Origin of the sequence: Streptomyces exfoliatus, assembly GCF_000725545.1 — a bacterium.
Lineage (GTDB): Bacteria > Actinomycetota > Actinomycetes > Streptomycetales > Streptomycetaceae > Streptomyces > Streptomyces exfoliatus.
Window position 1 is genome coordinate 14,753 of sequence record NZ_JNZP01000028.1, and the last position, 25,347, is coordinate 40,099.

Genomic DNA, 25,347 nt, shown 5'->3' on the forward strand with positions numbered 1-25,347 from the left:
GCCCGCCACAGGCGCCCACCTGTCGGAACGAGCCGGCCGTTCACCGCCCGGCGGTCGGCGGAAGGCAGGCGCTGACCAGGAAGCCGCCGTCGCGCGTCGGCCCCGCCTCGAAGGCGCCGCCCAGGAGTTGGACCCGTTCGCGGAGACCGATCAGGCCGTGGCCACCGTGGGGCAGGTCCGGCCGCGGGACCGTCGGATCGGGCGGTCCGCTGCGGACCTCGACCCGCAGCCCCCCGTCCTCCGCCCGGACCGCTATCGCCGTCCGGGCGCCGGGAGCGTGCTTGCGTACGTTGGTCAGCGTCTCCTGGACCGTACGGAACACGGCCCGCTCCACGGCCTCCGGGAACCGGTCCTCCAGGCCGTCGGCGATGGCGCAGTCGACGGCGACCCCGCCGCTCTCGATCAGCCGGGGAATGTCGGAGAGGCGGGGCTGCGGGCTGAGCTGCTCGCTGTTCCCGCCCGCCGCGCGCAGGACGCCCACCAGCTGGCGCAGTTCGACGAGGGTCCGGACGGACAGCTCGCGGATCGTGGCGGCGGCGTCGCGGGACACGGGGTCCCGGGCGCCCACCTTGAGGGCGCCCGCCTGGAGGCTGATCAGGGACACCTGGTGGGCGACGACGTCGTGCATCTCGCGGGCCAGCCGGACCCGTTCGGTGGCGAGCACCCGCTCCGCGAGCAGCCGGTCCTCGCGGCCCCGGGATCGGGTGAGTTCCGCCAGGCGGGCCGCGAGTTCACGGCGGGTGGTGACGAAGAGGCCGAACACGACGGGCGCCCCGGCGCTCACGAACGCGTCGATGACCCGCAGCGCGAGCTCCCGGGACGGGGACGGCACCAGGTCGTCGGCGAGCGGGTACGGGACGAGGTGGGCGACGGCGACCAGCGCCGCGCACAGCACCAGGAGCCGGCGGTCGGCACGCCGGCAGGCGACGGTGTACAGGGCGATGAGCGGGGCGAAGGCGGCGTAACCGATGTAGAGCCCCGGCAGGGTGGCGAGCAGCACGGTCACCGGCAGGCGGCGGCGCAGCAGGAGGGCCGCGGCGGCGAACAGCGCCGACCCGAGTTCGGGACCGGGCGGGACGCCGTTGACGAGCACCGCCTCGACACCGCACGCGAGGACCGGGGCGACCGTGGTCAGCGACGCGGGAAGCCAGGACGGAAGCCAGGACGAAAACCAGGAAGGAAGCCACGCCGGAAGCCAGGACGGAAGCCACGCCGGAAGAGCGTTCAACCCGCTCCTCCGCAACCGAGGTTCGGTCGGCCGGGGTACGTAGGGCCGAGGTGCGCACGGCCGACGAGTCCGGCCCGGTCGGCGATGACCGCGGCCTGGACCCGGTTGACGCCGCCGAGCTTGGCGAGCACCACGCTGACGTGGTCCTTGACCGTGCTGCCGGCGAGCCCCAGACGCTCGGCCGCCTGCAGGTTCGAGAGCCCTTCGCCGAGCAGCGCGAGCACGTCCCGCTCGCGCGCCGTGAGCGACCGCACGGCCCGCACGGCCTGTTGGTCGCCGCCGGCGGACGCGGGGTCCGTGTAATGGTCGGCGACGGTACGGGTGACGCCGGGGCCCAGCACACTGCTCCCGCCGGCCAGCACGCGTACGGACCGGACCAGTTGCTCCGGCTCCGTGTCCTTCAGCAGGAACCCCGTGGCGCCGAGCCGCAGGGCTGGCCCGAGGTACTCGTCGGCGTCGAACGTGGTCAGCATCGCGACGGCGGGAAGCCGCCCCGCGAGCGCGGTCCGCAGTCCGCGCAGCACGGTCAGGCCGTCCTCGTCCGGCATCCGGATGTCGAGGAGCACCACGTCGGGCCGGTGGGCGACGACGGTGGGCACCGCCTGTCCTCCGCCGCAGTCCGCGACGACCTCGATGTCGCCCGCGGAGCACAGGATGAGGCGCAGCACGGAACGGACGAGCTGTTCGTCGTCCACCACGACTACGCGGATCACGGTCTCTCCTCCGTCAGGACGTCCGTCTGACCGGTGCGACGCCCCGGTCACTCTAGGGAGCCCCGGATCGCCCGGCGGCGCCGGGCCGCTCACCCCGCGTGGGCGATCTCGACCGTCTCGCGGAGTTCCGGCAGGATCCCGCGCAGCACCTCGAAGGCCGGGCCGCCGCGCCCGGCGAGTGCCGCGAGCCGCTGCCGGTACGCCCAGGTGTCCGCCTCGCTGACGACGGTGCGCAGGCCGCCCGCCGCGGCCAGCGTGATCAGAGCGGCATCGCGGTCGGGCAGCGCGTCGGCGGGCTCCTGGCCGCGGAGCGTCCTTACGGCCTGATGCCGCAGGGTGTCGCCCGCCTCGGTGAGGCGCAGGTTCACGGTCGTCACGGGGACGACGCCGCCGAGGCGATGGGTGTCGAGGCTCAGATGACCGGCCTCCGCGAGCTGTTCCCGCACGGCGGTGAGAGTGGGCTTCACGCCCTGGTTGATCCAGCCCTTCCAGGCCAGCGGCCGGGAGCCGGCGATCAACTCGGCCAGCTCGTCGAGCGCCGGCTCTCCCGTCGACGCCCCCGCGCCCACGGCGGGCCTGCCACCGGCGTCGACGATGAACCCGCGCAGCGCAAGCTCCGCCAGCGCCCCCGCCCGCACCACGTAGCCGATGGTGTCGGTGCTGGTGAGCTTCTGCGTGTCCGTGTTCCACGCGAGGAGGTACAGACGGGCCGGGAGTGAAAGCTGGTGCTGCGGCATGGGAGCCCTCCTGGGGACGACGCGTGGTCGAGTCGCGTCACAGGAGCGAGCCTAGGCAGCGCCGCCGGGACCCCACATCACCTGCCCGAACGATTCGACCCCCGCCGCCCGGCGGGTTTGAGAACGTTGCGTTCACGACCGCCCGCGCATCCCGGGCCCACCCGCCCGCCCTGTCCCAGTTCCGGGGGCGTCCGCCACCGTCTGCCGAGGAAGCTGCGCCGCTGGTCAGGCGGCTGCACGATCGAAGGCGGAAGGTGGGGGACGCCCATGGACCGCACGCGAACTGAGACCTCGACCGAGACCGCAACGGCTTCGACGGGGCAGGTGATGCACGGCCATGCGGGCAGGGGCAAGAGGTGGAGCCAGCACCCACCCTCCGCAACCCGGTGCAGCCTCGCCATCCGGAGGTCGCTCGACGTCCAGGTGCAGTACAACCTTTCGCGACCTCGCCGTGTCGAACGGGTGGACGGGGAGCGCAGGGGTGCTTCCGGAGATCGAGGAGGTCCACGTGGCACGTGTGCGTACGGCCGTGGTGGCGGCGGCATTGGTCGCGGCGCTGGCGCCGGCGACGTTCGGGGGCTCGGCGGCCTTCGCCGCGTCCCCGGCGGCGACCGCCGCCGGCCCGACGGCGGCGGAGGTCGGGACGGTCGTCCAGGAGGGCGGTCGGCTGACCGTTCCGGCCGGCGAGGAAGGGCCGGTGACGCTGCGGTTCACGGCCACGCTGCCGGCGGGCGTCAAGGGGCCGGTGACCGCCTCCTTCCAACTGGACACCTGGCTGACCGAGGACGAGCCGGGCAGTTCGCCGGTGAGCCAGGACGTGATCCGCTCCGTCTGCGCGGTCAACGGCGTCTCGTACGGGGAGTGCGCGTGGAACATGCCCTACTTCCCGCCCGTCCTGCATGATCCGCCCACCCGGCCCTCCCTCGACCTTCCCGCGGTGCCGGCCGCCGAGACCCTCACCTACACCGTCACCCTGGACGCCGACCGGACCGCGACCGTCCTGGGCCACCCGAACGCCCTGGTCGCGCTGATGGACAGCACGGGCGCGACCGTGGCCCAGGGCACGCTCGGCCTCGACTTCGTCCCCGGGACGCCTCCGCCGGGGCAGCGCGGCGCCGTCCACGCGCGGGACAAGGACGGCGTGCTGTGGCGGTACGAGGGCACGGGCGACGTCTCCCGGCCGTTCGCGACGCGCAAGCGGGTCGGCGGCGGCTGGAACGCCTACACCGCCGTCGCCCCGCTCACCTCCGCCACGGCGGACGGCCGGGGCGGCCTCGTCGCCCGCGACCAGGCGGGGGTCCTCTGGTACTACGCGGGCACCGGCAAGCCCTCCGCGCCCTTCGCGCCGCGGCAGCGGGTGGGCGGCGGCTGGAACACCTACACGGCCCTCGTCGGCGTCGGTGACGGCAGTCTGGTCGCCCGGGACAGGGACGGCGTGATGTGGCGCTACAAGGCGGAGCACAACACGCTGTACGGACCGCGACAGCGGGTGGGCGGCGGCTGGAACACGTACACCGCCCTGACCATGTCGGGCGCCCACGACGGGGCCCTGGGCCGTGACAAGGACGGCGTGCTGTGGAAGTACAACCGCTACGGCCCCTATCCCTCCCCGCCCTTCCAGCAGCGCCAGCGCGTCGGCGGCGGGTGGAACACGTACACGGCGATCGCGGGCACCGCCGAACTCGGACGTGACGATCGCCCCGATCTCGTCGCACGGGACAGGGACGGCAAGCTCTGGCTCTACCAGGGCGCGTACAAGCCCCTGTCCGGCCTCGTCCCCGGCTCCTCCCGCTCCCTCGTCGGCGGCGGCTGGAACACCTACGACCTGATCTTCTGAGCGGTACGTCAAGGTAGGCCGCTCCCGTCGCATGCGCTTGGTCGAACTGAACGCGTTTGTCGCCCAGTTGCAGCCTCAGACCGATTGACCGACGAAGACGCAGAGGCCCCCCGGAGTTCACCGGGGGCCTCCCCCGTGGAAGTGGGGCGCTCCGAGTTGTCACGGGAGGCCATGCGGCGGATGGTCGACACGTGCCAGCCTCAGCGCCAGCGGGCTGCCCCACCCGCACCCGCTACTGAGACCACGGACAGCCGGACGGCCCGCGCAAGGCTCCGCCGTCGCATTCGGCAAATCAAAAACCCCAGGTCACGGCGAGTGAGTCCTGGGGTAATTCCGAGCCGCCTTCGGGATTCGAACCCGAGACCTCCGCATGACGAGGCCCGCACGATCATCCTGGACGTGCCGAGCGGTGCCGCCGAATCCCGTTTCCGCTGATCCGAGGCTTGCAGCCCTAATCGGCCTGACGGCTGCCCCACTCCGGTGCCATCCAGTCCGCTCGCGCAGCCGCTCACGCAAACCGGGTCGCCTACAGGAGGGGGGTCAGACTCTGCCGAGGTCGACCTCCATTGCGAAGGGTGCCGAAACCTTGACGACGCCGGTGAACACTTCCCCGTCCCGGTAGGCCCTGGCAGCAGGGTCCAGAACGTAGGTGTACACGAGAGGGACGCCGGTAACGGCCTGCTCGACCCTCCAGTAGAAGGCGATACCGGCCTTGGCGTACTGGTCCGTCTTCACGATCCGGTCGGTGGTCTCCGATCCCGGTGAGACAACCTCCACGACCAGGAGCACGTGCTCAGGGCGGGTGGGCGTGATGTCGATCGTGTCGGCGCGGTACACAACGACATCCGGGCGCCGATTCGTGAGCGGGACGTCCTGGAGACGGACATCGAAGTCGGTATCGGCGTTCCAGTCAGGCCCCGCAGCCGCCTCCAAGGCATTCGCCAGGATCCGAGCAAGCCGGTTGTGGCGCTTGGACGCACTGGGACTCAGGACGACCATCCCGTCCACGATCTCGATCCCCGCACACTGCTCCTCGGACCAGGAGTCGTACTGCTCCGCCGTGATCTGCTCGTGCATCCACGCAGGGGCTGCCATCTCGGCAGTCATGACGCACCTCCCGGACACCATGCGGGCGGGCCCGATCCCGCTGAACTCAGCGTACTGTCTCAGCTCCCGCAGCACGTTGGACGCCAGAACAGCCGGCATGCGCGCTTCGGCCGTCCAGCAGGAGACAGCGGAGGGTGGGCCGTCCCCCGCTGCCGAGGGAGAGAGGGCGACTGCAGTCGACCTCCTCCGATTCCGATCACTGAGCAGCACGGTGGCGCACGATCGGTCTCCCTGGGGGGTCAGGTTTTCGCACGCATCCCATGCCGTGGTGCTGGGCCCCCGTCGCGCAGGACACTCCGCCTCGTCGACTACGACGGAATGTACGTGCCCGCGCTCAAGGGTCAGGGAGCAACGGAGAGCGGTCACCGCCACTACCAGTCCCCGACCCGCACCAGCTCGGAATTCGGCCCCTCGGCCCCACGATGGACCGTTTCTCGTCCTGGGTCATCTACCTCGCCCTGGTCTCGATCGCCACTGACCCCACGCCCAGGACAAGCTTCGCCAGGCCTCCATCAGGTCAAGGTTCCGGGCGTCGGCGAGGTACGGGCGCGCGCACTCGAAAGCTGGCGGGCCTCACTGGAGCAACGGGCCCGGCAGTCGGCTCCCACGGCTGTAAGCGCCCAGGAGCGGACCACGATCCGTCAGCAGTTCGCTGCCGAGAAGAAGCGCCACGAAGCGGAGATCACTCAGGCCAAGCTCACCGACGCCACCACAACCCACGACCTGATGGCCACCCGGCTCGCCATCGCGAGCACGGAGCACCGTCGTGCATTCAGCCTGCGCCGCTACCTCCGCTGTGTCGCGACGGGCCGCTGACCCGAGACGACCGGCGGGCGAGACCCGTGTCCACGGGTTCGCAGCCCCTTCGCTCACGCATGCTCACGCGCGAGGTCTCGGATCCCCGCTGCCGCATGTCCGCTCAGGCAGAAGGCATGAAAAAACCCCAGGTCACGGCGAGTGAGTCCTGGGGTAATTCCGAGCCGCCTTCGGGATTCGAACCCGAGACCTACGCATTACGAGTGCGTTGCTCTGGCCAGCTGAGCTAAGGCGGCTTGCCGTGCAGACCCATGGTGGGTGCAGCAGCGCGGCCAAGTCTACACAGTTTCCAGGGGTGCTCCGACCACCCTCGGATCATGGCTATGAGCAGCGCTTTCCGTCCTGCGGAGGCGTGCCTTCCAGGAGGTAGGTGTTGACGGCCGTGTCGACGCAGTCGCTTCCCCGGCCGTACGCCGTGTGGCCGTCGCCCTCGTACGTCAGGAGCGTGCCGGAGGAGAGCTGGCCGGCGAGGGACTGGGCCCACTTGTACGGGGTGGCCGGGTCGCGGGTGGTGCCGACGACCAGGATCGGGGCGGCGCCTTCGGCGGTGATGCGGTGCGGCCGGCCGGTGGCCGGGGTCGGCCAGGAGGTGCAGTTCAGGGCCGCCCACGCGAGGCCCTCGCCGAAGACCGGGGAGGCCTTCTCGAAGGACGGGACGGCCTTCTCGGCGTCGGCCGGGCCGGTGTAGGCCGGCGGCAGGTCCAGGCAGTTCACGGCGGCGTTGGCGAACATGAGGTTGGCGTACGTGCCGTCGGCCTCCCGCTCGTAGTAGCTGTCGGCCAGGGCGAGGAGGCCCGAGCCCTCGCCGCCGATCGCCCGGGTGAGGGCCTCGCGCAGCTGGGGCCAGGCGCCCTCGTCGTACATCGCGGCGATCACGCCGGTGGTGGCGAGGGACTCGCCGAGCGGGCGGCTCTCGCCGGTGGGGACGGGCTCGGCGTCCACGTCGCGGAAGAACTTCTTCATGGCCTCGCCGGCCGCCGCGACCGACTCCGTGCCGAGCGGGCAGTCCGGCTTGCTCACGCAGTCCGCGGCGAAGGCCCGGAACGCGGTCTCGAAGCCGCCGGTCTGGTCGCGGTTGAGCTCGACCGCCGGCAGCGACGGGTCCATCGCCCCGTCGAGGACGAGGCGGCCGACCCTGCCGGGGAAGAGTTCGGCGTAGGTGGCGCCGAGGAACGTGCCGTACGAGGCCCCCACGTAGCTCAGCTTCTCGTCGCCGAGCACCGCCCGCAGGATGTCCATGTCACGGGCCGTCTCGACGGTGGAGACGTGCGGCAGGATCTTCCCCGAGCGCTTCTCGCAGCCGGCCGCGAACTCCTTGAAGGCGGCGCTGAGCGCGGCGGTCTCCTTGGCGTCGTCGGGGGTCTGGTCGACCTGCGTGTACGTGTCCATCTGCGGGCCCGTCAGGCACTCGACGGGCTCGCTGCGGGCGACTCCGCGGGGGTCGACGGCCACCATGTCGTAGCGGGCGCGGACGGGCGCCGGGTAGCCGATGCCCGCGTACCCCTGGAGGTAGCCGACGGCGGAGCCGCCGGGGCCGCCCGGATTGACCAGGAGCGAACCGAGCCGCTTGCCGGGGCCCGTCGCCCGGACCCGGGAGACGGCCAGCGCGATCTCACCGCCGTCCGGCTTCGCGTAGTCGAGCGGGGCGCGCAGGGTGGCGCACTGGAAGCCGGTGACTCCGCAGTCGCGCCACGTCAGCTTCTGGGCGTAGTACTTCCGCAGCGCCTCGGCGTCGGGTGAGCTCGACGGGGCCGAGCGGGCCGCTGTGGTGCGGGACGCCGCCGCGTCGCTTCCGCTCGTGCAGCCGGAGAGGATCAGCCCGGCGGCCGCGAGGGCCGTGGCGGACGTACGGAGCAAACGCCTGGAGTCCATTGCCGGAGCGTATCCGGACCGGTACGGACCGTGTCCAATCGTGCTGTGTCCACCAACCGCCCCGGCTCGGCCGTCCCGCTCCGGTTCAGCCGCGCAGCGCCAGCGTCATCGCCTCCACCGCGAGCAGCGGGGCCACGTTCCGGTCGAGGGCCACGCGGCAGGCAAGGACCGCCTCGATCCGGCGGAGGGTGCGCTCCGGGGTGGTGTCCCGGGCGATCCGCTCCAGGGCGTCCCGTACGTCCGTGTTCGCCAGGGGCGCTCCTGAGCGCAGCTGGAGGACGAGGACGTCACGGTAGAAGCCGGTCAGTTCGGTGAGGGCGAGGTCCAGGCTGTCGATCTGCGTCCGCTTCTTGCGCCGCTTCTGGTCCGCCTCCAGGTCCTTCATCATGCCGGACGTGCCGCGGGGCAGCCGCTCGCCGGGGCCCACGCCGAGAGCCGCCTTCAGCTCCTCCGTCTCCCTGGCGTCGGACTCCTCCGCCACCTGGTCGGCGTCCTCCGTCGCCGTGTCGATCAGCTCCTGGGCGGCCTTGAGGCAGCCGCCGACGTCGTCGACCCGCAGGGGCACCTTGAGGACGGCGGCCCTGCGCGCCCGGGCCCGGTCGTCGGTGGCGAGCCGCCGGGCGCGGTCGATGTGTCCCTGGGTGGCCCGGGCGGCGGCGTGGGCCGTCTCGGGGTCGATGCCGTCGCGCCGCACGAGTACGTCGGCGACCGCGTCCACCGGAGGCGTCCGGAGGTTGAGGTGGCGGCAGCGGGAGCGGATCGTGGGCAGCACGTCCTCGATCGAGGGCGCGCAGAGGAGCCAGACGGTACGGGGAGCGGGCTCCTCCACGGCCTTCAGGACCGCGTTGGCCGACTTCTCGTTCAGCCGCTCGGCGTCGGCCACCAGGATCACCTGCCAGCGGCCGTTGGCCGGCGCGGTGTACGACTTGCGGACGGTGTCGCGCATGTCCTCGACGCGCACCACGGCGCCGACGGCGGTGACCGTGGTGATGTCGGCGTGGGTGCCGACCAGCGCCGTGTGACAGCCGGTGCAGAAGCCGCAGCCCGGCGCCCCGCCGAGCGCCCGGTCGGGGCTCACGCACTGCAGCGCGGCGGCGAACGCCCGCGCGGCGGTCTCCACACCGGACCCCGGCGGACCGGTGAAGAGCCAGGCGTGGGTCATCTGGGAGGTGTCGGGTTCGGGCTCCCCCGCGGCATGGGCGGTGACGAACGCGTCGGCGTCCCGCGCGGCGGCGGCCAGCTGCTCCTCGACCCGTGTCTGTCCGACCAGGTCGTCCCATACGGCCATGTCTGCCCCTCCTCAGGTACGCCTCCCATTGTGGGGCAGTCCTCTGACAACCCCCGCCGGACGGCCGCCCCGGCCGGGGTCAGCGGCGGCGGGGGCCCTCGTCCTCGTCGTCGTGCGGGCCGAACAGCTCGTCCGCGAGGGTCGGGAGATCGTCGAGTGGGGTCTCCTCGGCCCAGTCGGAGCGGCGGCGCGGCCGGCCGTTCTCGTCGAGCTGGGGCAGCTCACGGGTCCGGTCGTCGGCACCGAGCGACGCGTCCCGCGAAGCCCGTGCGTCCTGCGCGTCCCGGGTGTCCCGTGCGTCCCGGAAGATGCCCGGCGGGACCCGGTCGACGGGGTCGGACGGCGGGGTGTCCCGTACGAGAGGCAGCACGGAGGTCGTCTCGGCGTCCCGCACCGGCGGCAGGACCGCCGTCTCGTCATTGCCCCCGCGCTCCCGCTCCTCGCGGATCCGGGGCATCACGGACGTCTCGTCCTCCGGCTCGGCGATCTTCACGATCGGTGTGGCGACGGTGACCTCGTCGGGCGAGACGGTGGGCGCGTCCGACTCCCCGCCCGGCTTCGCGAGCCGCTTCCCCGCCCTGCTCCCGTCCTGCCGCACGGCCGTACGCGGGTCCCGCGGGTCCGGCTTCACGACGGGTGTCGCCTGGGTGACCTCGTTCGCGGAGAGCTCCACGGCGTCGGCCGCGGCCTTCTCGCGAGCGGCCTTCTCCTCCGCGGCGGACTTCGCCGCGGCCGCCTTCTCCTGCGCCTGCTTCTCCGCGGCCGCCCGCCGGCGCGCCTCCTTCGCCGCCTCGGCCCGCTGCGCGGCGGCCATCTCCGCCGCCGCCCGTTCGGCTGCCGCACGCTCCGCCGCGGCCTTCGCGGCGGCCTCGGCAGCGACCTTCGCCGCGGCCGCCCTGGCCGCGGTCTCCTCCGCCGCCTTCGCGGCGGCGGCGGCCTCGGCCATCCGGCGGGCCTCCTCGGCGCGGAGCAGGGCCTCCTCGGCCTTGCGCTGCTTCTCCAGGCGGCGTGCCTCCGCCTCGGCCCGCAGCCGGGCCTCTTCCTCGGCCTCCTTGCGGAGTCGCTCCTGCTCCTCCTGGCGGGCCTTCTCCTCCGCCGCGAGCCGCTTCCGCTCCTCCTCGGCGGCGGCCTCGGCCGCGATCCGGGCCTCCTCGGCCTGCCGCCGGGCCTCCTCCGCCTGCCGTTCGGCCTCCAGGCGGCGCGCCTCTTCCTCCTCGCGCCGCTTGCGCTCCTCCTCCTCGGCGCGGAGCTTGGCGAGCTGCGCCTGGCGCTCGCGCTCCAGGCGCTCCTCCTCGGCCTTGCGGGCGGCTTCCTCCTCCGCCCGGCGGCGCGCCTCCTCCTCGGCCTTCCTGCGGGCCTCCTCGACGGCCTTCACCTCGGCCTCGGAGAGCGGCAGCATCCGGTCGAGCCGGTGGCGTACGACGGTGGTGACGGCCTCGGGCTCCTGGCCCGCGTCGACGACGAGGTAGCGGCTGGGGTCGGCGGCGGCGAGGGCGAGGAAACCGGCCCGTACGCGCGCGTGGAACTCCGGCGGCTCGGACTCCAGGCGGTCGGGCGCCTCGGTGAACCGTTCCCGCGCGGTCTCGGGGGCGACGTCGAGGACCACGGTCAGGTGCGGGACGAGGCCGTCGGTCGCCCAGCGCGAGATGCGGGCGATCTCCGTCGGGGACAGGTCGCGGCCCGCGCCCTGGTAGGCCACGGACGAGTCGATGTACCGGTCGGAGAGGACGACGGCGCCCCGCTCCAGGGCCGGCCGGACCAGGGAGTCGACGTGCTCGGCGCGGTCGGCCGCGTACAGCAGGGCCTCGGCGCGGTTCGAGAGCCCCGCCGAGGACACGTCGAGGAGGATCGAGCGGAGCCGCTTGCCGATCGGGGTGGCGCCGGGTTCGCGGGTGACGACGACCTCGTGGCCCTTGGCGCGGATCCACTCGGCGAGGGCCTGGACCTGGGTGGACTTGCCGGCGCCGTCGCCGCCCTCCAGGGCGATGAAGAAGCCGGTCCGCGAGGGCGCCTGCACCGGGTCGGAGCCGCGCAGCGCGTCGCGCAGGTCGCGGCGGAGCGGGACGCCCGCCCGGTCGTCGGTCTTCGCGAGGACGAGCGCGGCGACGGGCAGCAGCAGGGCGCCGATCAGCGCGAGCGTGAAGGCGGCGCCGCCGTGCGCGAAGACGAACTCGCCGGAGGCGAGGCGGTGCGGGCCGATCGCGGCGGCGAGCAGCGGGGCGGCGAGCGCGCCGATGCCCATGCCGACGCGGGCGGTGGCCTGGAGGTGCTCGGTCGTCCGGGCCCTGCGGGGCTCCTCGGACTCCTGGTCGACGAGGACGTGGCCGGTGTTCCCGGCGACTCCGGCCGCGTATCCGGCGAGGACGGCGAGGAACAGCACGGTCGCCGTGTCCGGCACCAGGCCCATCGCGATGAGGGCGACGCCGGTGACGGCGGTGACGAGGGCGAGCAGGCGGCGCCGGGACAGCACGGGCAGGACGGAGCCCGCGGTGCGGATGCCGACGGCGGTCGCGCCGCTGAGCGCCAGGATCAGGAGGGCGTACGTGACGGGGCCGCCGCCCAGGTCGTACGCGTGGAGCACGGAGACGGACGCGGCGGCGGCGATGGCCCCGGCGACCGTGGCGCAGGTGAGGACGAGCAGTGGGACGGCTCCGGTACGGCCCTTCTCGGCGGCGGGCCGGCGCAGGCCCTCCAGCGGCGAACGGGGCCGGGGCGTCTCTCCGCCCGGCAGCGCCATCGCGTACAGGACGGCGGTGGAGGCGGCGAAGAGGCCGGCGGCGACGTACGAGCCGAGGGCGGCCTGGTGCTGCGAGAACCAGTCGATCCCGAGGCCGAGCAGGTCGCCGACGAGGGTGGCGGCGAACAGCACGGCCGCGGCGGCGGGGACGGCGAGGAAGCCGGTGCGCAGGGAGAGCCGCCGCAGCGCGCCGAGGTGGTCGGGCAGCGGGCGTACGGCCCCGCCCTCGATCGGCGGGGCGGGCAGCAGCGCGGGCGCGGCGCCTTCGCGGCTGATCGTCCAGAGCCGTTCGGCGGCTCCGGTGACGAAGACGGTGCCGAGCAGGTACCAGAGGGCGCTGCCGGGGGTCCAGTCGATCCACAGGGGTGCGACGACGAGCAGCGCGATCCGGACGCCGTCGGCGCCGATCATGGTCCAGCGCCGGTCGAGCGGGCCGCCGGGCCCGGTGAGCGCGGTCAGCGGGCCGAGGAGGACGGCTCCGAAGAGGACCGACGCGAGGAGGCGGGCGCCGACGACGGCGGCCACGGCGAACGCGGCGCCCCGCTCTCCCCCGCCGAGCGCGCCCTCGGACACGGCCGCCTGGAGGCCGAGGAGGACGAGGACGAGGAGGGCGAGGGCGTCACCGGTGCCGCCTGCGAGGTGGGCGCTCCACAGCCGGCGCAGCGGCTGATGGCGCAAGAGGGCGCGTACGGCACGCTCCCGTGAATCCGCGACGAGTGCGGCGTCGGAATCGCCGAGGCGGTCTGGCTGCTCTGCTCGCGTCATCCGTCCACCCTATCCGGACGGCCTTGCTCCTCGCGGCCCGCGCCCGAACATCAGGACGAGCCTGTGACAGGGCGAAGGGTGGGGTGGAGGCACGCGCCTCCACCCCACCCTTCATGCCCTGCGAGGACCACTCCGGCTTCGCCCGCGAGGACTACTCCGGCTTCGCCGCCGCCGTCTTCTTCGCGGCGGTCGTCTTCTTGGCCGTCGTCGTCTTCTTCGCCGCCGTCTTCTTGGCGGCGGTGGCGGTGGTCTTCTTCGCCGCCGTCTTGGTGGCCGTCTTCTTGGCCGGGGCCTTCTTCGCCGGGGCCTTCTTCGCCGGTCCCTTGGCGCGCTTCTCCGCGAGGAGCTCGTAACCGCGCTCCGGCGTGATCGTCTCCACGCTGTCGTCGGTGCGCAGGGTGGCGTTGGTCTCGCCGTCCGTCACGTACGGGCCGAAGCGCCCGTCCTTGACGACCACGGGCTTCTCGCTGACCGGGTCGGTGCCCAGCTCCTTCAGCGGCGGCTTGGCCGCGGCCCGGCCCCGCTGCTTCGGCTGGGCGTAGATCGCGAGCGCCTCTTCGAGGGTGATCGTGAAGAGCTGCTCCTCGTCGGTGAGCGACCGCGAGTCCGTGCCCTTCTTCAGGTACGGGCCGTAGCGGCCGTTCTGCGCGGTGATCTCGACGCCCTCGGCGTCCGCGCCGACGACCCTGGGCAGGGACATCAGCCGGAGCGCGTCCTCCAGGGTGACGGTGTCCAGGCTCATCGACTTGAAGAGGGAGGCCGTCCGCGGCTTGACCGCGTTCTTGCCGGTCTTCGGGGTGCCCTCGGGCAGGATCTCGGTGACGTACGGGCCATAGCGGCCGTCCTTCGCGACGATCTGGTGCCCGGTGGCCGGGTCGGCGCCCAGCTCGAAGTCGCCGCTCGGCTTGGCGAGCAGCTCCTCGGCGAGCTCGACGGTGAGCTCGTCGGGCGCGAGCTCGTCGGGGACGTCGGCGCGCTGGTGGCCCTCGGCCTCCTTCTCGCCGCGCTCCACGTACGGGCCGTAGCGGCCGACGCGCAGGACGATGTCGTTGCCGACGGGGAAGGAGGAGATCTCGCGCGCGTCGATGGCGCCGAGGTCGGTGACGAGCTCCTTGAGGCCGCCGAGGTGGTCGCCGTCGCCGTTCCCGGCGTCCGCCGCACCGCCCTCGCCCGTGCCCTGGCCCTCACCGAAGTAGAAACGCTTCAGCCACGGCACGGACTTGGCCTCGCCCCGCGCGATGCGGTCGAGGTCGTCCTCCATCCGGGCGGTGAAGTCGTAGTCGACGAGCCGCCCGAAGTGGGTCTCCAGGAGGTTGACGACGGCGAAGCTCAGGAAGGACGGCACGAGCGCCGTGCCCTTCTTGAAGACGTAGCCGCGGTCGAGGATGGTGCCGATGATCGACGCGTACGTCGACGGGCGGCCGATCTCGCGCTCTTCCAGCTCCTTGACCAGCGAGGCCTCGGTGTAGCGGGCCGGCGGCTTGGTCGCGTGGCCGTCCGAGGTGATCTCCTCGACGCTGAGCGCGTCGCCCTCGGCGACCTGCGGCAGACGCCGCTCGCGGTCGTCGAGCTCCGCGTTCGGGTCGTCGGCGCCTTCCACGTACGCCTTCATGAAGCCGTGGAAGGTGATCGTCTTGCCGGACGCGCTGAACTCGGCGTCGCGGCCGTCGGCGGCCCGGCCGCCGATCTTGACGGTGACCGAGTTGCCGGTCGCGTCCTTCATCTGGGAGGCGACGGTCCGCTTCCAGATCAGTTCGTACAGCCGGAACTGGTCGCCGGTCAGGCCGGTCTCCGCCGGGGTGCGGAAACGATCACCCGAGGGGCGGATCGCCTCGTGCGCCTCCTGCGCGTTCTTGACCTTGCCCGCGTAGACGCGGGGCTTCTCCGGCAGGTAGTCGGCGCCGTAGAGCTGCGTGACCTGCGCCCGCGCCGCCGCGACGGCGGTGTCGGAGAGGGTCGTGGAGTCCGTACGCATGTAGGTGATGAAGCCGTTCTCGTACAGCTTCTGCGCCACCTGCATGGTCGCCTTCGCACCGAAGCCCAGCTTGCGGCTCGCCTCCTGCTGGAGGGTGGTGGTCCGGAACGGGGCGTACGGGGAACGGCGGTACGGCTTCGACTCGACCGAGCGCACCGCGAACGCGGTGTCGGCGAGCGCGGCGGCGAGTGCCCGCGCGTTCGCCTCGTCCAGGTGGAGCACGCTCTCGCTCTTGAGCCGTCCGTCGGCACCGAAGTCACGGCCCTGCGCGACCCGCTTGCCGTCGACCGAGGCGAGGCGCGCGACCAGCTGGGACGGGTCGGAGGCGTCACCGGAGCGGCCGGTGCCGAAGGTGCCGGTGAGGTCCCAGTACTCGGCGGAACGGAAGGCGATGCGCTCGCGCTCCCGCTCGACGACGAGCCGGGTGGCGACGGACTGCACACGGCCGGCGGACAGCCGCGGCATGACCTTCTTCCACAGGACCGGCGAGACCTCGTAGCCGTACAGCCGGTCGAGGATGCGACGGGTCTCCTGGGCGTCGACCATGCGCTGGTTCAGCTCGCGCGGGTTGGCGACGGCCTCGCGGATCGCGTCCTTGGTGATCTCGTGGAAGACCATCCGGTGGACCGGGACCTTGGGCTTCAGGACTTCCTGGAGGTGCCACGCGATGGCCTCGCCCTCGCGGTCCTCATCGGTGGCGAGGTAGAGCTCGTCGGACTCCGCCAGGAGCTCCTTGAGCTTCCTGACCTGCGCCTTCTTGTCGGCGTTGACGACGTAGATGGGCTGGAAGTCGTGCTCGACATCGACTCCGAGCCGGCGGACCTCGCCCGTGTACTTCTCGGGCACCTCGGCGGCGCCGCTGGGGAGGTCGCGGATGTGCCCGACGCTCGCCTCGACGACGTAGCCGGGGCCGAGGTAGCCCTTGATCGTCTTCGCCTTGGCAGGCGACTCGACGATGACGAGTCGGCGGCCGCCGTGTGCGGCTTCGCTGGTCGGGGACAACTTCGCTCTTCTCTCCGGATCGACACTCTCTGGCACGTACGGTGCTGGCACGCACGGCAGCGGCACGGACGGTGACGCTCCCGTCGCTGCGGAGTGTGACGGTACAACCCGCCCCCGTGTCAAACGGCGAAAGCCCGCAACGGCCACTCGAACGGTAACCCGAGTCCTGGCATTCCTGCCGCCCGGACTCCCGGTCGGGCGGGGCGGGACCCCCGCGCCGGAGGTCGGGGAGAGAGATCGCGGGAGGGATCAGAGCCTGGCGAAGCACCAGACGCCGAGGACGAGGGAGGCGGCGCCGAAGACGCTCGTCAGCGCGACGGCGGTACCGGGCGCGACCCCGTACACGACGGGCTCGCGGTGCAGCGTGCGCACGGTGGTCCACAGCAGCAGCGCGCCTCCGAACAGCGTGAACGCCGCTCCCGCGAAGATCGCCGGCCCGCTCTCCATGCCCGTACCCCGTTCCGTCCACGTGCGGTGTTCGCTTCCCGGAGCCGAGGCTGACACCTCCGGGAGTCGTGGGCGCGAATTCCGGGTGAACGACGCGGAGCGTTCCGTACGCATTCACGAAGATGGCCGGTAGTGACCCACCCCTCACTTGCTCTTCCGTCACATCGGTCCGCGTCATGTCACATCGGGTCGGGTGGGATCGGGTCGGGTGGGATCGGGTCGGGTCGGGTCACATCGTGTCGAGCGTGGCCCGGCGCCTGCTGCCCCGCTCGAAGAGCGCGAGCAGGGCGACGGCGACCAGCGCCCACCCGGCGCCCACCGCGAGCTCCGCCCCGAGCAGGACCCGGTCCAGTCCGGCACCCGCGGTCAGCCCGCGCGCCGCGTCCGCCGCGTGCGTGAGCGGCAGCAGCTCACCGGCGGCCCTCATCCACTGCGGCAGGGTCTCCCGGGGCACGGCGGCCCCGGTCAGGAGGAGCAGCCCCGAACTGGCCACGTTCGACACCAGGAACACGTCCCGGAAGCGGAGTCCGAGCGCGCCCAGGGCGAGCCCGAACGCCGAACAGGCACCCGCGGCGACGAGCAGCACCAGGGCGAGGCCGGGCAGGGCCCGGGTGGGCACGGGCAGCCCGAGGACGAGGGAAGCGGCGGCGAGCACGAAGGCGCTGACGAACAGCCCGTTGAGCACGTACGGGAGGGCGCGTCCGGCCCACAGCGGGACCCGGTGGCGGGGTGAGAGCAGGACGGCGCCGAGCGTGCCGTACCGGCGCTCGTTGGCGACGGCCATCGTGCCGCCGTACACGCAGGAGGCGGAAGCTGCGAGGACGGCGTTGCCGACAAGATGGAAACGGTCGTCGGCGACGCCCAGTTCCCGTCCGAGGAAGACGAAGAAGAAGACCTGCAACAGCGGCCCGACCAGCAGGGTTCCGATGAACATCGGCGGGGTCGTCCAGTTGAACAGCGCCCGGTAGGAGATCGCCCCGCCGACGACGACGAGCCGCGCGGTGCCGAGGAAGCGGAACATGGCTCTCTGGCCTTTCAGGAGGAGGGAACTCACGTGAGGGCGAGGGTGGCCGCGGCCCGCGCCCGGCGCTCCACACGGCCGAGGACGAGAACGGCGGCCAGGGCGTATCCGGCCCCGAGCGCGACGGCGGCGAGCAGCGGCGCGACCACGTCCCCGCCGGAGGTCGCCGCGTGCACGGCCCGCGCGCCCCAGGTGGTGGGCAGCGCCCAGGAGACCGGGTGCGTCCAGGCGGGCAGCACGGTCACGGGCACGAGCAGCCCCGACAGCAGCCAGACGGGGGTGTCGAGCGGGTTCGCCAGCGCGTTCGCGTTGCGCAGCAGGACGAAGGTCGCGGCGAGCAGGAGGCCGGTCATGCCGAGCGCGAGCACGCACACCGGGACGGCGACCAGGAAGAGCAGCGGGTGCGCGAAGTCCAGCGGCACGTCGAAGAGCAGCACGCCCCACAGGACGGTCGCGCCCATCGCGTACGTGCCGATGACGGCGGTCGCGAGGGTGATCGGCAGCAGGACGAGCGCGAGCGGCGTCGGCGCGACGACCAGGGTCTCCAGGGTGCCGAGCCAGCGCTGGTTCTGCACCGCACCGCCCGAACCGAAGAGCACCGAGCCCCAGATGCCCATGAGTCCGGCCCCGACCGAGGCGGTGAGCAGCCGGTCCGGGTCTCCGGCTGCCCGGAACAGGTAGACGGCGAGGGTCGCGTACACGAGCGGGACGAGGACGGCGAAGGTGATCTCGAGCGGCGACCGCGACATGTACGAGACATGGGTGCGCACCCCGACGAGGACCAGCCGCGGTACGCGCTTCACGAGGGGGCCGGTGTTCATGCCGGCACCACCTCCTGCGGGGTGCCGCCCGCCGCCTCCTCCACGATCGCGATGTACGCGTCCTCCAGGGACGGTTCACGGCTCGTGACCCGGCCGATCCGTACGCCGTCGAGCGCGGCCAGGACCGGCCCGTGCAGCTCGGCGGCCCCGCGACCGGTCTGCACCGTGATGATCTGCAGCGCGCCCCGGTCCTCCGCGGCCACCCCCCGCACGCCCGGCACGCGCCGCAGCCGGTCGAGCCGCTCCTCGTCCACGCCGTAGGCCTCGACCTCCAGCACGTCCCGTTCCCGCACCAGGGACTTGAGGCTCTCGGGGGTGCCGAGGGCGCGGATCCGGCCGCCCGCGATGACGGCGATCCGGTCGCAGAGCTCGTCCGCCTCCGCCATGTAGTGGGTGGTGAGGAGGACGGTCGTGCCGGCCGCCGCCAGGTCGGCGACCGTGCGGCGCAGGTCGCGGGCGGCGACGGGGTCGACGCCGATGGACGGCTCGTCGAGGAAGAGGACGTCGGGGCAGTGGAGCAGACCGCGGGCGATGTGGAGGCGCTGCCGCATGCCGCGCGAATAGCCCTCGACCCGCTCCTTCTCCCGGCCCGACAGGCCCACCAGGTCGAGGAGTTCGGCGATGCGCCGCTTCTGCTCGCGGGCGCCGACCCCGTACAGCTCGGCGAAGTACCGGAGGTTGTCGAGCGCGGAGAGCCGGTCGTACAGGCCGCGGTCGCCGCCGAAGACGTACCCGATGCGACGGCGTACGGCGACGGGGTCGCGGGCCACGTCGTGGCCGAACACCCGGGCGGTGCCGGACGTCGGCAGGAGCAGGGTGTTGAGCATCTTGATGGTGGTCGTCTTGCCGGCGCCGTTGGGCCCCAGGAGGCCGAACAGCTCCCCCGGAGCCACCTCGAAGGTGACCCCGCGCACGGCCTCGGTCTCGGTGCGCCGGGACTTCGGCCACCCGGTCCTGCTGGTGTAGGTGCGGCGCAGCGCGTCCGCCTCGATTGCGAGCATGCGCCGGACGGTAGAAGCGGGGAGGGGGGCCGGGCCATCGATTCGGGAGCTCCCGAATCGTCGTTCGCCCCCTCCGGCTCTCAGGCGACCGCGCGCAGCACGCCCTCCCCGGCCAGCAGCGCGAGCAGCGACCGGCCCGTGTCCGTGAGCTGGTAGTACACCGAGCGTCCGACGCGGTGCCGCGTGACGATGCCGGCCTCCGCGAGCACCGACAGGTGCTCGGAGACGGTGCTCGGCGCGAGGCCGAGCCGGTCGGCGAGCCCCGCCGTGGTGAGCGGCCCGCCCAGCTCGCGCAGGACCGCCGCGCGGCCCCGGCCGAGCATCAGGCCCAGCCTGTCCTCTGCGACGGGCTCGGGCGGTTCGCGCAGGGCGGCGGCGCCCCGGGCCTGGAAGCTGAGCGCGAACACCTCGGGGTCGTCGGTCGAGTACAGCCGGCAGCCCTCCGCGAAGACCAGCGGCACGAGCACGAGACGCCGCTCCCCGGGCGCGTACTCCGCGTCGATGTACTTGGTCAGTTCGAGTACCGGGGGCTGCCACCGCCCCCGCGTCTCCAGGCCCGCGAACAGCGCGTCGACGCCCTCCGTCGCGAACGTCCTGGCCCGGACGAGCACTTCGTCCTCGACGAGCCGCCGCATCGTCGGCCAGTACGGCTCGATCGCGCCCTCCCAGTAGGCCGCGTACGCGTCGGCGAGCGCCGCGCAGGCCGCCTCCGGGTCCTTCAGGTAGGGCCGCACGAAGGGCTCGTCGGACATGCCGGGGTAGCAGACGTCCACCTGGGCGCGGACGAACTCCGGGTCGGTGGCCCGCAGCGCGGCCAGCTCCTCGTGGACGTCGACCGTCCCGAACGGCCGGGGCAGCAGGAAGTCGGAGACCTCGAACCGCCCCTCGACGAACAGGTCCCACAGCGGGCGGAGCCGGTCGTCCTCCCGCCACACCTCGCGCGCCTGCCCGACCCACTCCTGGTACGGCCAGGAGGGGTGCCGGTGCGGCAGCGCGAGGTGCATCGAGCAGAACGCGTCCCGCAGCGGGCTGATCGCGATCCGGGTCGCCCCGAGCGAGTCCTCGTCCAGCTCGATCCGTATCAAGCGCCGCTCTCCTCGCCGTACTGCTCGCCGTACTCCCCGGCTCCGGCGGGAAGCAGGAAGCCCTCCTCGACGAGCAGCCGGATCGCCTGCGGGGTGCGGTCCCGCAGTATGACCGGGTCCTCCCCCATCAGCTGCCCGATCGCGTCGAGGATGCGGCCCGCGCTGAGGGTGCCGTCGCACACCCCGGCGAAACCGGCGCCGACGTGGTCGACCCTGGTGGCGCGGCGCATGCCACGGTTCTGCCGGAGCACGACGTGCTCGGGGTCCTCGGCGCCCGGAAGCCCGACCTGCTCCTGCACCACCTCGGGCGCGAGGGTGAACCGGTCGGCGAGCAGCGCGGCGTCGTCGTGTGCGCGCAGGTAGTCCTGGCGCTCGAAGTGGGCGCGGACGGTGGGGCCGAGGGGCTGCTCGACGGGGTGCGGCCACTCCTCGACGAGGATCGACGGCTCGACCTCGCCGGACGCCACCGCCGCGTTCCGCCGGATCGTGATCCAGCCGAAGCCCACCGCGCGCGTCTTGCGGGACTCGAACTCGTCGAGCCAGCGCTCGTACGCCAGCCGGTAGGCCTCCGGGTCGCCGCGGTGGTCGCCGCTGTCCCGCAGCCACAGCTCCGCGTACTGGGTGATGTCCTGGACCTCGCGCTGCACGATCCAGGCGTCGCAGCCCGCGGGCACCCAGGACCGCAGCCGGTCCTGCCACTCCTCGCCCTCGACGTGCTGCCAGTTGGCGAGGAACTGGGCGTATCCGCCGTCGTTGAGCCGCTCGCCCGCCTGCTGGACGAGCGTGCGGCACAGGTCGTCGCCGCCCATCCCGCCGTCCCGGTAGGTGAGCCGGGCGCCGGGCGAGATCACGAACGGCGGGTTGGAGACGATCAGGTCGTACGTGTCCCCGTCGACCGGCTCGAAGAGCGAGCCCGTGAGCAGCTCGGCCTCCCTGGCCCCGGACAGGGCGAGCGTCAGCCGGGTGAAGTCCAGGGCCCGCGGGTTGAGGTCGGTCGCGGTGACCAGGGTGGCGTGCTGGGCGGCGTGCAGCGCCTGGATGCCGGAGCCGGTGCCGAGGTCCAGCGCGGAGGCCACCGGCGCACGGACGGTGATGCCGGCGAGGGTGGTGGAGGCGCCGCCGACGCCGAGGACGACGCCCTCGGCCTTCTTGCCGATGCCCCCGGCACCGCCGACGGCGCAGCCCAGGTCGGAGACGATGAACCAGTCCTCGCCGTCCGGCCCGCCGTAGGGCCTGACGTCGACCGTCGCGGACACGGTGTCGCCCTCGCGGACCACCCAGCCGTCGGCGAGGGCCTCGGCGAGCGGCAGCGCGGCGGCGGCCCGGTCGTGCGCGACGGCCTGCTGGAGCAGGAAGAGCCGGACGAGGCTCTCCAGCGGGGAGCCGCCACGGGTGGCGCGCAGGGCGGGCACGGTCTCGCTGCGCGCGAGCGCCGCGTAGGCCGGCGCGCCGAGCAGGTCGAGCAGGCCGTCGGCGGTGAAGTCGGCGGCGAGCAGGGCCTCGCGCAGACGGGCGGCGTGCGCGGGCACCGGGAGGCGGGGAGGCAGGCTGGTCGTACTCACCGCCCCATTGTGACCGCCGCCACCGACATCGGGGCGCCCGACCCGGCCACGGCGGGCGGCGGTCCGCGAAAGCCGGGGCCTACTCCTCGGTCTTCGTGCCCGAGGCCTTCGTGCTCGGCTTCGTGCTCGGCTTCGTGCTCGGCTTCGTGGAGGCCTCGCCCGTGGGCTCCGCGTCCGATCCCTTGTCCGAGTCCGAGGAGGTGGAGCCGGGCTGCGGCGAGGCGGAGCCGGAGGTCTTCGGCGGGACCGAGGCGGTGGGCTTCTGGCAGCCGGGCTGCTTCGCCATCGCCTGGCCCAGTTCGCCCTCCTCCAGCTTGGACAGGGCGTCCTGGTCCATCTTCTCGATCTTGGTCAGGCCGTCGGCGACGCTCTGGAGGCCGTCCGCGAACTTCTGCTGGTTCGTCGGGTCCAGCGCGTCGACCTGCTTCTTGAGCCCCTCGTACGCCACCGCGGTGGCGTTGAGCTCCCTGATCGCGTCCTGCTGGATCTTCTGACCGTTCTCGACGGGCGGGACCCCGGCGCTCTCGACGGCCTTGGCGAGCGCACGGTCGGCGTTGGCGATGTCCTGGAACGCCTTCGAGTCGGCGGCCTGGATCTCGGCGGGCTTGCTGTCGGCGGCCGTCGAGATGATGATCTGGTGGGCGTCGGCCCGCTTCTGGATCTGAGGCTTCGCCTGGTCGCAGAACGTCTTCGCCCAGTCACCCACCTTGTCGCCCTCGTCTTCGCTGCAACCGGACAGCGCGAGTACGAGCACCGCGCCGCCGGACAGTACGGCCGCAAGCTTCTTGTTCACCGGATCGGTCCCTTCCAAGGCTCTCGGCCCCGGAACATACACGCCGAACGGGCTACTTCCACCTTTCGTACGACTGATTCGACCCGGATTGCAGCCTTTTGAACCAAGGGAGAGACGTCACATCAGCCCCGTAAACATGCGGTAATGAGACGGACGACACGTCAGGACACGGCCACGGAGCGCCTCTTGGAGACCCGCACGGCTCCGATGACGACGAACAGCGCGACCCCCGCGATCGCCGCCCGCAGTCCGGCGCTGGCATCGCCGCCGTAGCCGAACCGTACGACCGCCGGGGCGATGAGCAGCGCCACCAGGTTCATCACCTTCAGGAGCGGATTGATCGCCGGGCCCGCCGTGTCCTTGAACGGGTCGCCGACCGTGTCCCCGATGACGGTCGCCTCGTGCGCGTCGCTGCCCTTGCCGCCGTGGTTGCCGTCCTCGACCAGCTTCTTCGCGTTGTCCCAGGCACCACCGGAGTTGGCGAGGAAGACCGCCATCAGCGCGCCCGTGCCGATCGCCCCCGCGAGGTACGCGCCGAGCGGGCCGACCCCCAGCGCGAAGCCGACCGCGATCGGGGCCATCACCGCGAGCAGCCCGGGCGTGGCGAGTTCGCGCAGCGCGTCCTTGGTGCAGATGTCGACGACCCGTCCGTACTCCGGTTTCTCGGTGTAGTTCATGATCCCCGGGTGCTCGCGGAACTGCCTCCGCACCTCGTACACCACCGATCCCGCCGACCGGGACACCGCGTTGATCGCGAGCCCCGAGAAGAGGAAGACGACCGCCGCGCCGAGGATCAGACCGAAGAGGTTGTTGGGCTGCGAGATGTCCATCGAGAGCGTCACCGCGTCCGCCTTCGCGCCGACCTCGGCGACCGAGGTCGCGATGGCGTCCCGGTACGAGCCGAAGAGCGCCGCGGCCGCCAGGACGGCGGTGGCGATGGCGATGCCCTTGGTGATGGCCTTCGTCGTGTTGCCGACGGCGTCCAGGTCGGTGAGGACCTGGGCCCCGGCGCCCTGGACGTCCCCCGACATCTCCGCGATGCCCTGGGCGTTGTCGGCGACCGGGCCGAAGGTGTCCATGGCGACGATCACTCCGACGGTGGTCAGCAGCCCCGTCCCGGCGAGCGCCACCGCGAACAGCGCCAGCATGATCGAGGATCCGCCGAGCAGGAACGCCCCGTACACCGTGAGGCCGATCAGGAGGGCCGTGTAGACCGCGGACTCCATGCCGAGGGCCACGCCCGCGAGGACGACGGTCGCGGGGCCGGTGAGCGAGGACTTGCCGATGTCCCTGACCGGCCGTCGGCTGGTCTCCGTGAAGTAGCCGGTGAGCTGCTGGATCAGGGCGGCGAGGACGATGCCGAGGGCGACGGCGACCAGCGCGAGGACGCGGGGATCGCCGGCGTGGTCCCGGATGCCCGGCTCGGTGACGCCCTGCAGTTCGGCGTACGAGGACGGGAGGTACACGAAGGCGGCGACGGCGACGCCGACGAGCGAGATCACCGCCGAGACGAGGAACCCGCGGTTGATCGCGGTCATCCCGCCGCGGTCGGCTCGCCGCGGGGAGACCGCGAAGATGCCGATCACCGCGGTGACCACGCCGATCGCCGGCACGATCAGCGGGAACGCGAGGCCGTGGTCGCCGAAGGCCGCCTTGCCGAGGATGAGCGCGGCGACCAGGGTCACGGCGTACGACTCGAAGAGGTCGGCCGCCATGCCCGCGCAGTCGCCGACGTTGTCGCCCACGTTGTCGGCGATGGTGGCCGCGTTGCGCGGGTCGTCCTCCGGGATGCCCTGCTCGACCTTGCCGACCAGGTCGGCGCCGACGTCGGCGGCCTTGGTGAAGATGCCGCCGCCCACCCTCATGAACATGGCGATGAGCGCGGCACCGAGCCCGAATCCCTCCAGGACCTTGGGCGCGTCGGCCGCGTAGACGAGGACGACACAGGCGGCCCCGAGCAGCCCGAGGCCCACCGTGCACATGCCGACGACCCCGCCGGTGCGGAACGCGATCCGCATGGCCCGGTGGGCGACCTCGGTCAGGCTCTTCGCCGGCTCGCCCTCCGCCGGCGTGGCCTCCCTGGCCGCCGCGGCGACCCGCACGTTGGCCCGTACGGCGAGCCGCATGCCGATGTAGCCGGTGACCGCCGAGAAGAGCGCCCCGACCAGGAAGAACAGGGAGCGTCCCGCGCGCTGCGACCAGTTGTCCGCGGGCAGCAGCATCAGCAGGAAGAACACGGCGGCCGCGAAGACGGCGAGGGTCCGCAGCTGCCGCGCGAGGTAGGCGTTGGCCCCCTCCTGCACGGCTGCGGCGATCTCCCTCATCTTCTCGGTGCCCTCACCGGCGGCGAGCACCTGTCGGACGAGGAGCCGGGCGACGACCAGCGCGGCGAGGGCGACGGCGCCGACGACGATCACGATCGTCCGGTTCCCGCTCGTGAGCACCGCCGCGGCGAGAGAAGTGGGGTACATGGGGACGGATCATAGGGAGACACACCGGGACATACGGGGATGCCGGAGGCCCACCCGCGCGGATGCACC

17 protein-coding genes and 1 tRNA gene are annotated in these 25,347 nt (G+C 72.8%); 1 reads left to right on the forward strand and 17 read right to left on the reverse strand.

Annotation, left to right across the window (positions count from 1 at the left end):
• Positions 1 to 40 precede the first annotated feature (40 nt).
• The 3 genes from IO20_RS0127945 to IO20_RS0127955 form a co-directional block, all read right to left on the reverse strand.
• On the reverse strand, positions 41 to 1,093 hold the full coding sequence (locus tag IO20_RS0127945) for a sensor histidine kinase (protein WP_342668794.1): 1,053 nt from the start codon (positions 1,091 to 1,093) through the stop codon (positions 41 to 43).
• A gap of 131 nt (positions 1,094 to 1,224) precedes the next feature.
• Positions 1,225 to 1,941 (reverse strand): response regulator, encoded by a 717-nt coding sequence (locus tag IO20_RS0127950; RefSeq protein ID WP_051874701.1) that lies wholly within the window; start codon positions 1,939 to 1,941, stop codon positions 1,225 to 1,227.
• Positions 1,942 to 2,030: 89 nt separating this feature from the next.
• Positions 2,031 to 2,678: a GOLPH3/VPS74 family protein gene (locus IO20_RS0127955; RefSeq protein ID WP_031127732.1), complete on the reverse strand. Its 648-nt coding sequence runs from the start codon at positions 2,676 to 2,678 to the stop codon at positions 2,031 to 2,033.
• A gap of 508 nt (positions 2,679 to 3,186) precedes the next feature.
• Between IO20_RS0127955 and IO20_RS0127960 the strand changes: the two genes are divergently transcribed.
• Positions 3,187 to 4,515, forward strand: a complete 1,329-nt coding sequence (locus IO20_RS0127960; RefSeq protein ID WP_157850811.1) for a PLL family lectin — start codon at positions 3,187 to 3,189, stop codon at positions 4,513 to 4,515.
• 540 nt (positions 4,516 to 5,055) lie between these two features.
• Here IO20_RS0127960 and IO20_RS0127965 read toward each other — a convergent pair.
• The 14 genes from IO20_RS0127965 to IO20_RS0128030 form a co-directional block, all read right to left on the reverse strand.
• The gene (locus IO20_RS0127965; RefSeq protein WP_030554450.1) at positions 5,056 to 5,622 is read right to left on the reverse strand and encodes a Uma2 family endonuclease; all 567 of its coding nucleotides are present in this window, start codon (positions 5,620 to 5,622) and stop codon (positions 5,056 to 5,058) included.
• A gap of 978 nt (positions 5,623 to 6,600) precedes the next feature.
• Positions 6,601 to 6,674: transfer RNA gene (locus IO20_RS0127970), tRNA-Thr, on the reverse strand.
• Between the two features lie 85 nt (positions 6,675 to 6,759).
• Positions 6,760 to 8,310 (reverse strand): alpha/beta hydrolase, encoded by a 1,551-nt coding sequence (locus tag IO20_RS0127975; protein ID WP_030554448.1) that lies wholly within the window; start codon positions 8,308 to 8,310, stop codon positions 6,760 to 6,762.
• Between the two features lie 85 nt (positions 8,311 to 8,395).
• Complete coding sequence (locus tag IO20_RS0127980; RefSeq protein ID WP_030554446.1) at positions 8,396 to 9,598, reverse strand: DNA polymerase III subunit delta'; 1,203 nt, start codon at positions 9,596 to 9,598, stop codon at positions 8,396 to 8,398.
• Positions 9,599 to 9,677: 79 nt separating this feature from the next.
• The gene (gene tmk / locus IO20_RS0127985; protein ID WP_030554445.1) at positions 9,678 to 13,100 is read right to left on the reverse strand and encodes a dTMP kinase; all 3,423 of its coding nucleotides are present in this window, start codon (positions 13,098 to 13,100) and stop codon (positions 9,678 to 9,680) included.
• Between the two features lie 151 nt (positions 13,101 to 13,251).
• The gene (topA, locus tag IO20_RS0127990) at positions 13,252 to 16,077 is read right to left on the reverse strand and encodes a type I DNA topoisomerase (protein ID WP_030554443.1); all 2,826 of its coding nucleotides are present in this window, start codon (positions 16,075 to 16,077) and stop codon (positions 13,252 to 13,254) included.
• A 249-nt stretch (positions 16,078 to 16,326) separates the two neighbouring features.
• On the reverse strand, positions 16,327 to 16,524 hold the full coding sequence (locus IO20_RS0127995; protein WP_030554441.1) for a hypothetical protein: 198 nt from the start codon (positions 16,522 to 16,524) through the stop codon (positions 16,327 to 16,329).
• Positions 16,525 to 16,753: 229 nt separating this feature from the next.
• Entirely contained in the window at positions 16,754 to 17,545 is a 792-nt protein-coding gene (locus IO20_RS0128000; RefSeq protein WP_051874700.1) for an ABC transporter permease, read from the reverse strand.
• A 29-nt stretch (positions 17,546 to 17,574) separates the two neighbouring features.
• Positions 17,575 to 18,366: an ABC transporter permease gene (locus tag IO20_RS0128005; RefSeq protein ID WP_030554438.1), complete on the reverse strand. Its 792-nt coding sequence runs from the start codon at positions 18,364 to 18,366 to the stop codon at positions 17,575 to 17,577.
• Positions 18,363 to 19,367: an ABC transporter ATP-binding protein gene (locus IO20_RS0128010; protein WP_030554437.1), complete on the reverse strand. Its 1,005-nt coding sequence runs from the start codon at positions 19,365 to 19,367 to the stop codon at positions 18,363 to 18,365. Before IO20_RS0128010 ends, IO20_RS0128005 begins: the two co-directional genes overlap by 4 nt.
• A gap of 80 nt (positions 19,368 to 19,447) precedes the next feature.
• Positions 19,448 to 20,452, reverse strand: a complete 1,005-nt coding sequence (locus tag IO20_RS0128015; protein WP_030554435.1) for an ArsR/SmtB family transcription factor — start codon at positions 20,450 to 20,452, stop codon at positions 19,448 to 19,450.
• Positions 20,449 to 22,014, reverse strand: coding sequence for a N5-glutamine methyltransferase family protein (locus tag IO20_RS0128020; RefSeq protein ID WP_031127733.1), 1,566 nt, complete (start codon positions 22,012 to 22,014; stop codon positions 20,449 to 20,451). Before IO20_RS0128020 ends, IO20_RS0128015 begins: the two co-directional genes overlap by 4 nt.
• A gap of 79 nt (positions 22,015 to 22,093) precedes the next feature.
• On the reverse strand, positions 22,094 to 22,807 hold the full coding sequence (locus tag IO20_RS0128025) for a hypothetical protein (RefSeq protein WP_037636409.1): 714 nt from the start codon (positions 22,805 to 22,807) through the stop codon (positions 22,094 to 22,096).
• Between the two features lie 161 nt (positions 22,808 to 22,968).
• The gene (locus IO20_RS0128030) at positions 22,969 to 25,278 is read right to left on the reverse strand and encodes a sodium-translocating pyrophosphatase (RefSeq protein WP_030554432.1); all 2,310 of its coding nucleotides are present in this window, start codon (positions 25,276 to 25,278) and stop codon (positions 22,969 to 22,971) included.
• Between the last annotated feature and the right edge of the window lie 69 nt (positions 25,279 to 25,347).

Coding starts and splice junctions, on each gene's coding strand:
- IO20_RS0127955 (WP_031127732.1), bottom strand. CDS start 2,678: ATGCCGCAGCACCAGCTTTCACTCCCGGCCCGTCTGTACCTCCTCGCG.
- IO20_RS0127965 (WP_030554450.1), bottom strand. CDS start 5,622: ATGACTGCCGAGATGGCAGCCCCTGCGTGGATGCACGAGCAGATCACG.
- IO20_RS0127975 (WP_030554448.1), bottom strand. CDS start 8,310: ATGGACTCCAGGCGTTTGCTCCGTACGTCCGCCACGGCCCTCGCGGCC.
- IO20_RS0127980 (WP_030554446.1), bottom strand. CDS start 9,598: ATGGCCGTATGGGACGACCTGGTCGGACAGACACGGGTCGAGGAGCAG.
- tmk (WP_030554445.1), bottom strand. CDS start 13,100: ATGACGCGAGCAGAGCAGCCAGACCGCCTCGGCGATTCCGACGCCGCA.
- IO20_RS0127995 (WP_030554441.1), bottom strand. CDS start 16,524: ATGGAGAGCGGGCCGGCGATCTTCGCGGGAGCGGCGTTCACGCTGTTC.
- IO20_RS0128000 (WP_051874700.1), bottom strand. CDS start 17,545: ATGTTCCGCTTCCTCGGCACCGCGCGGCTCGTCGTCGTCGGCGGGGCG.
- IO20_RS0128005 (WP_030554438.1), bottom strand. CDS start 18,366: ATGAACACCGGCCCCCTCGTGAAGCGCGTACCGCGGCTGGTCCTCGTC.
- IO20_RS0128010 (WP_030554437.1), bottom strand. CDS start 19,367: ATGCTCGCAATCGAGGCGGACGCGCTGCGCCGCACCTACACCAGCAGG.
- IO20_RS0128030 (WP_030554432.1), bottom strand. CDS start 25,278: ATGTACCCCACTTCTCTCGCCGCGGCGGTGCTCACGAGCGGGAACCGG.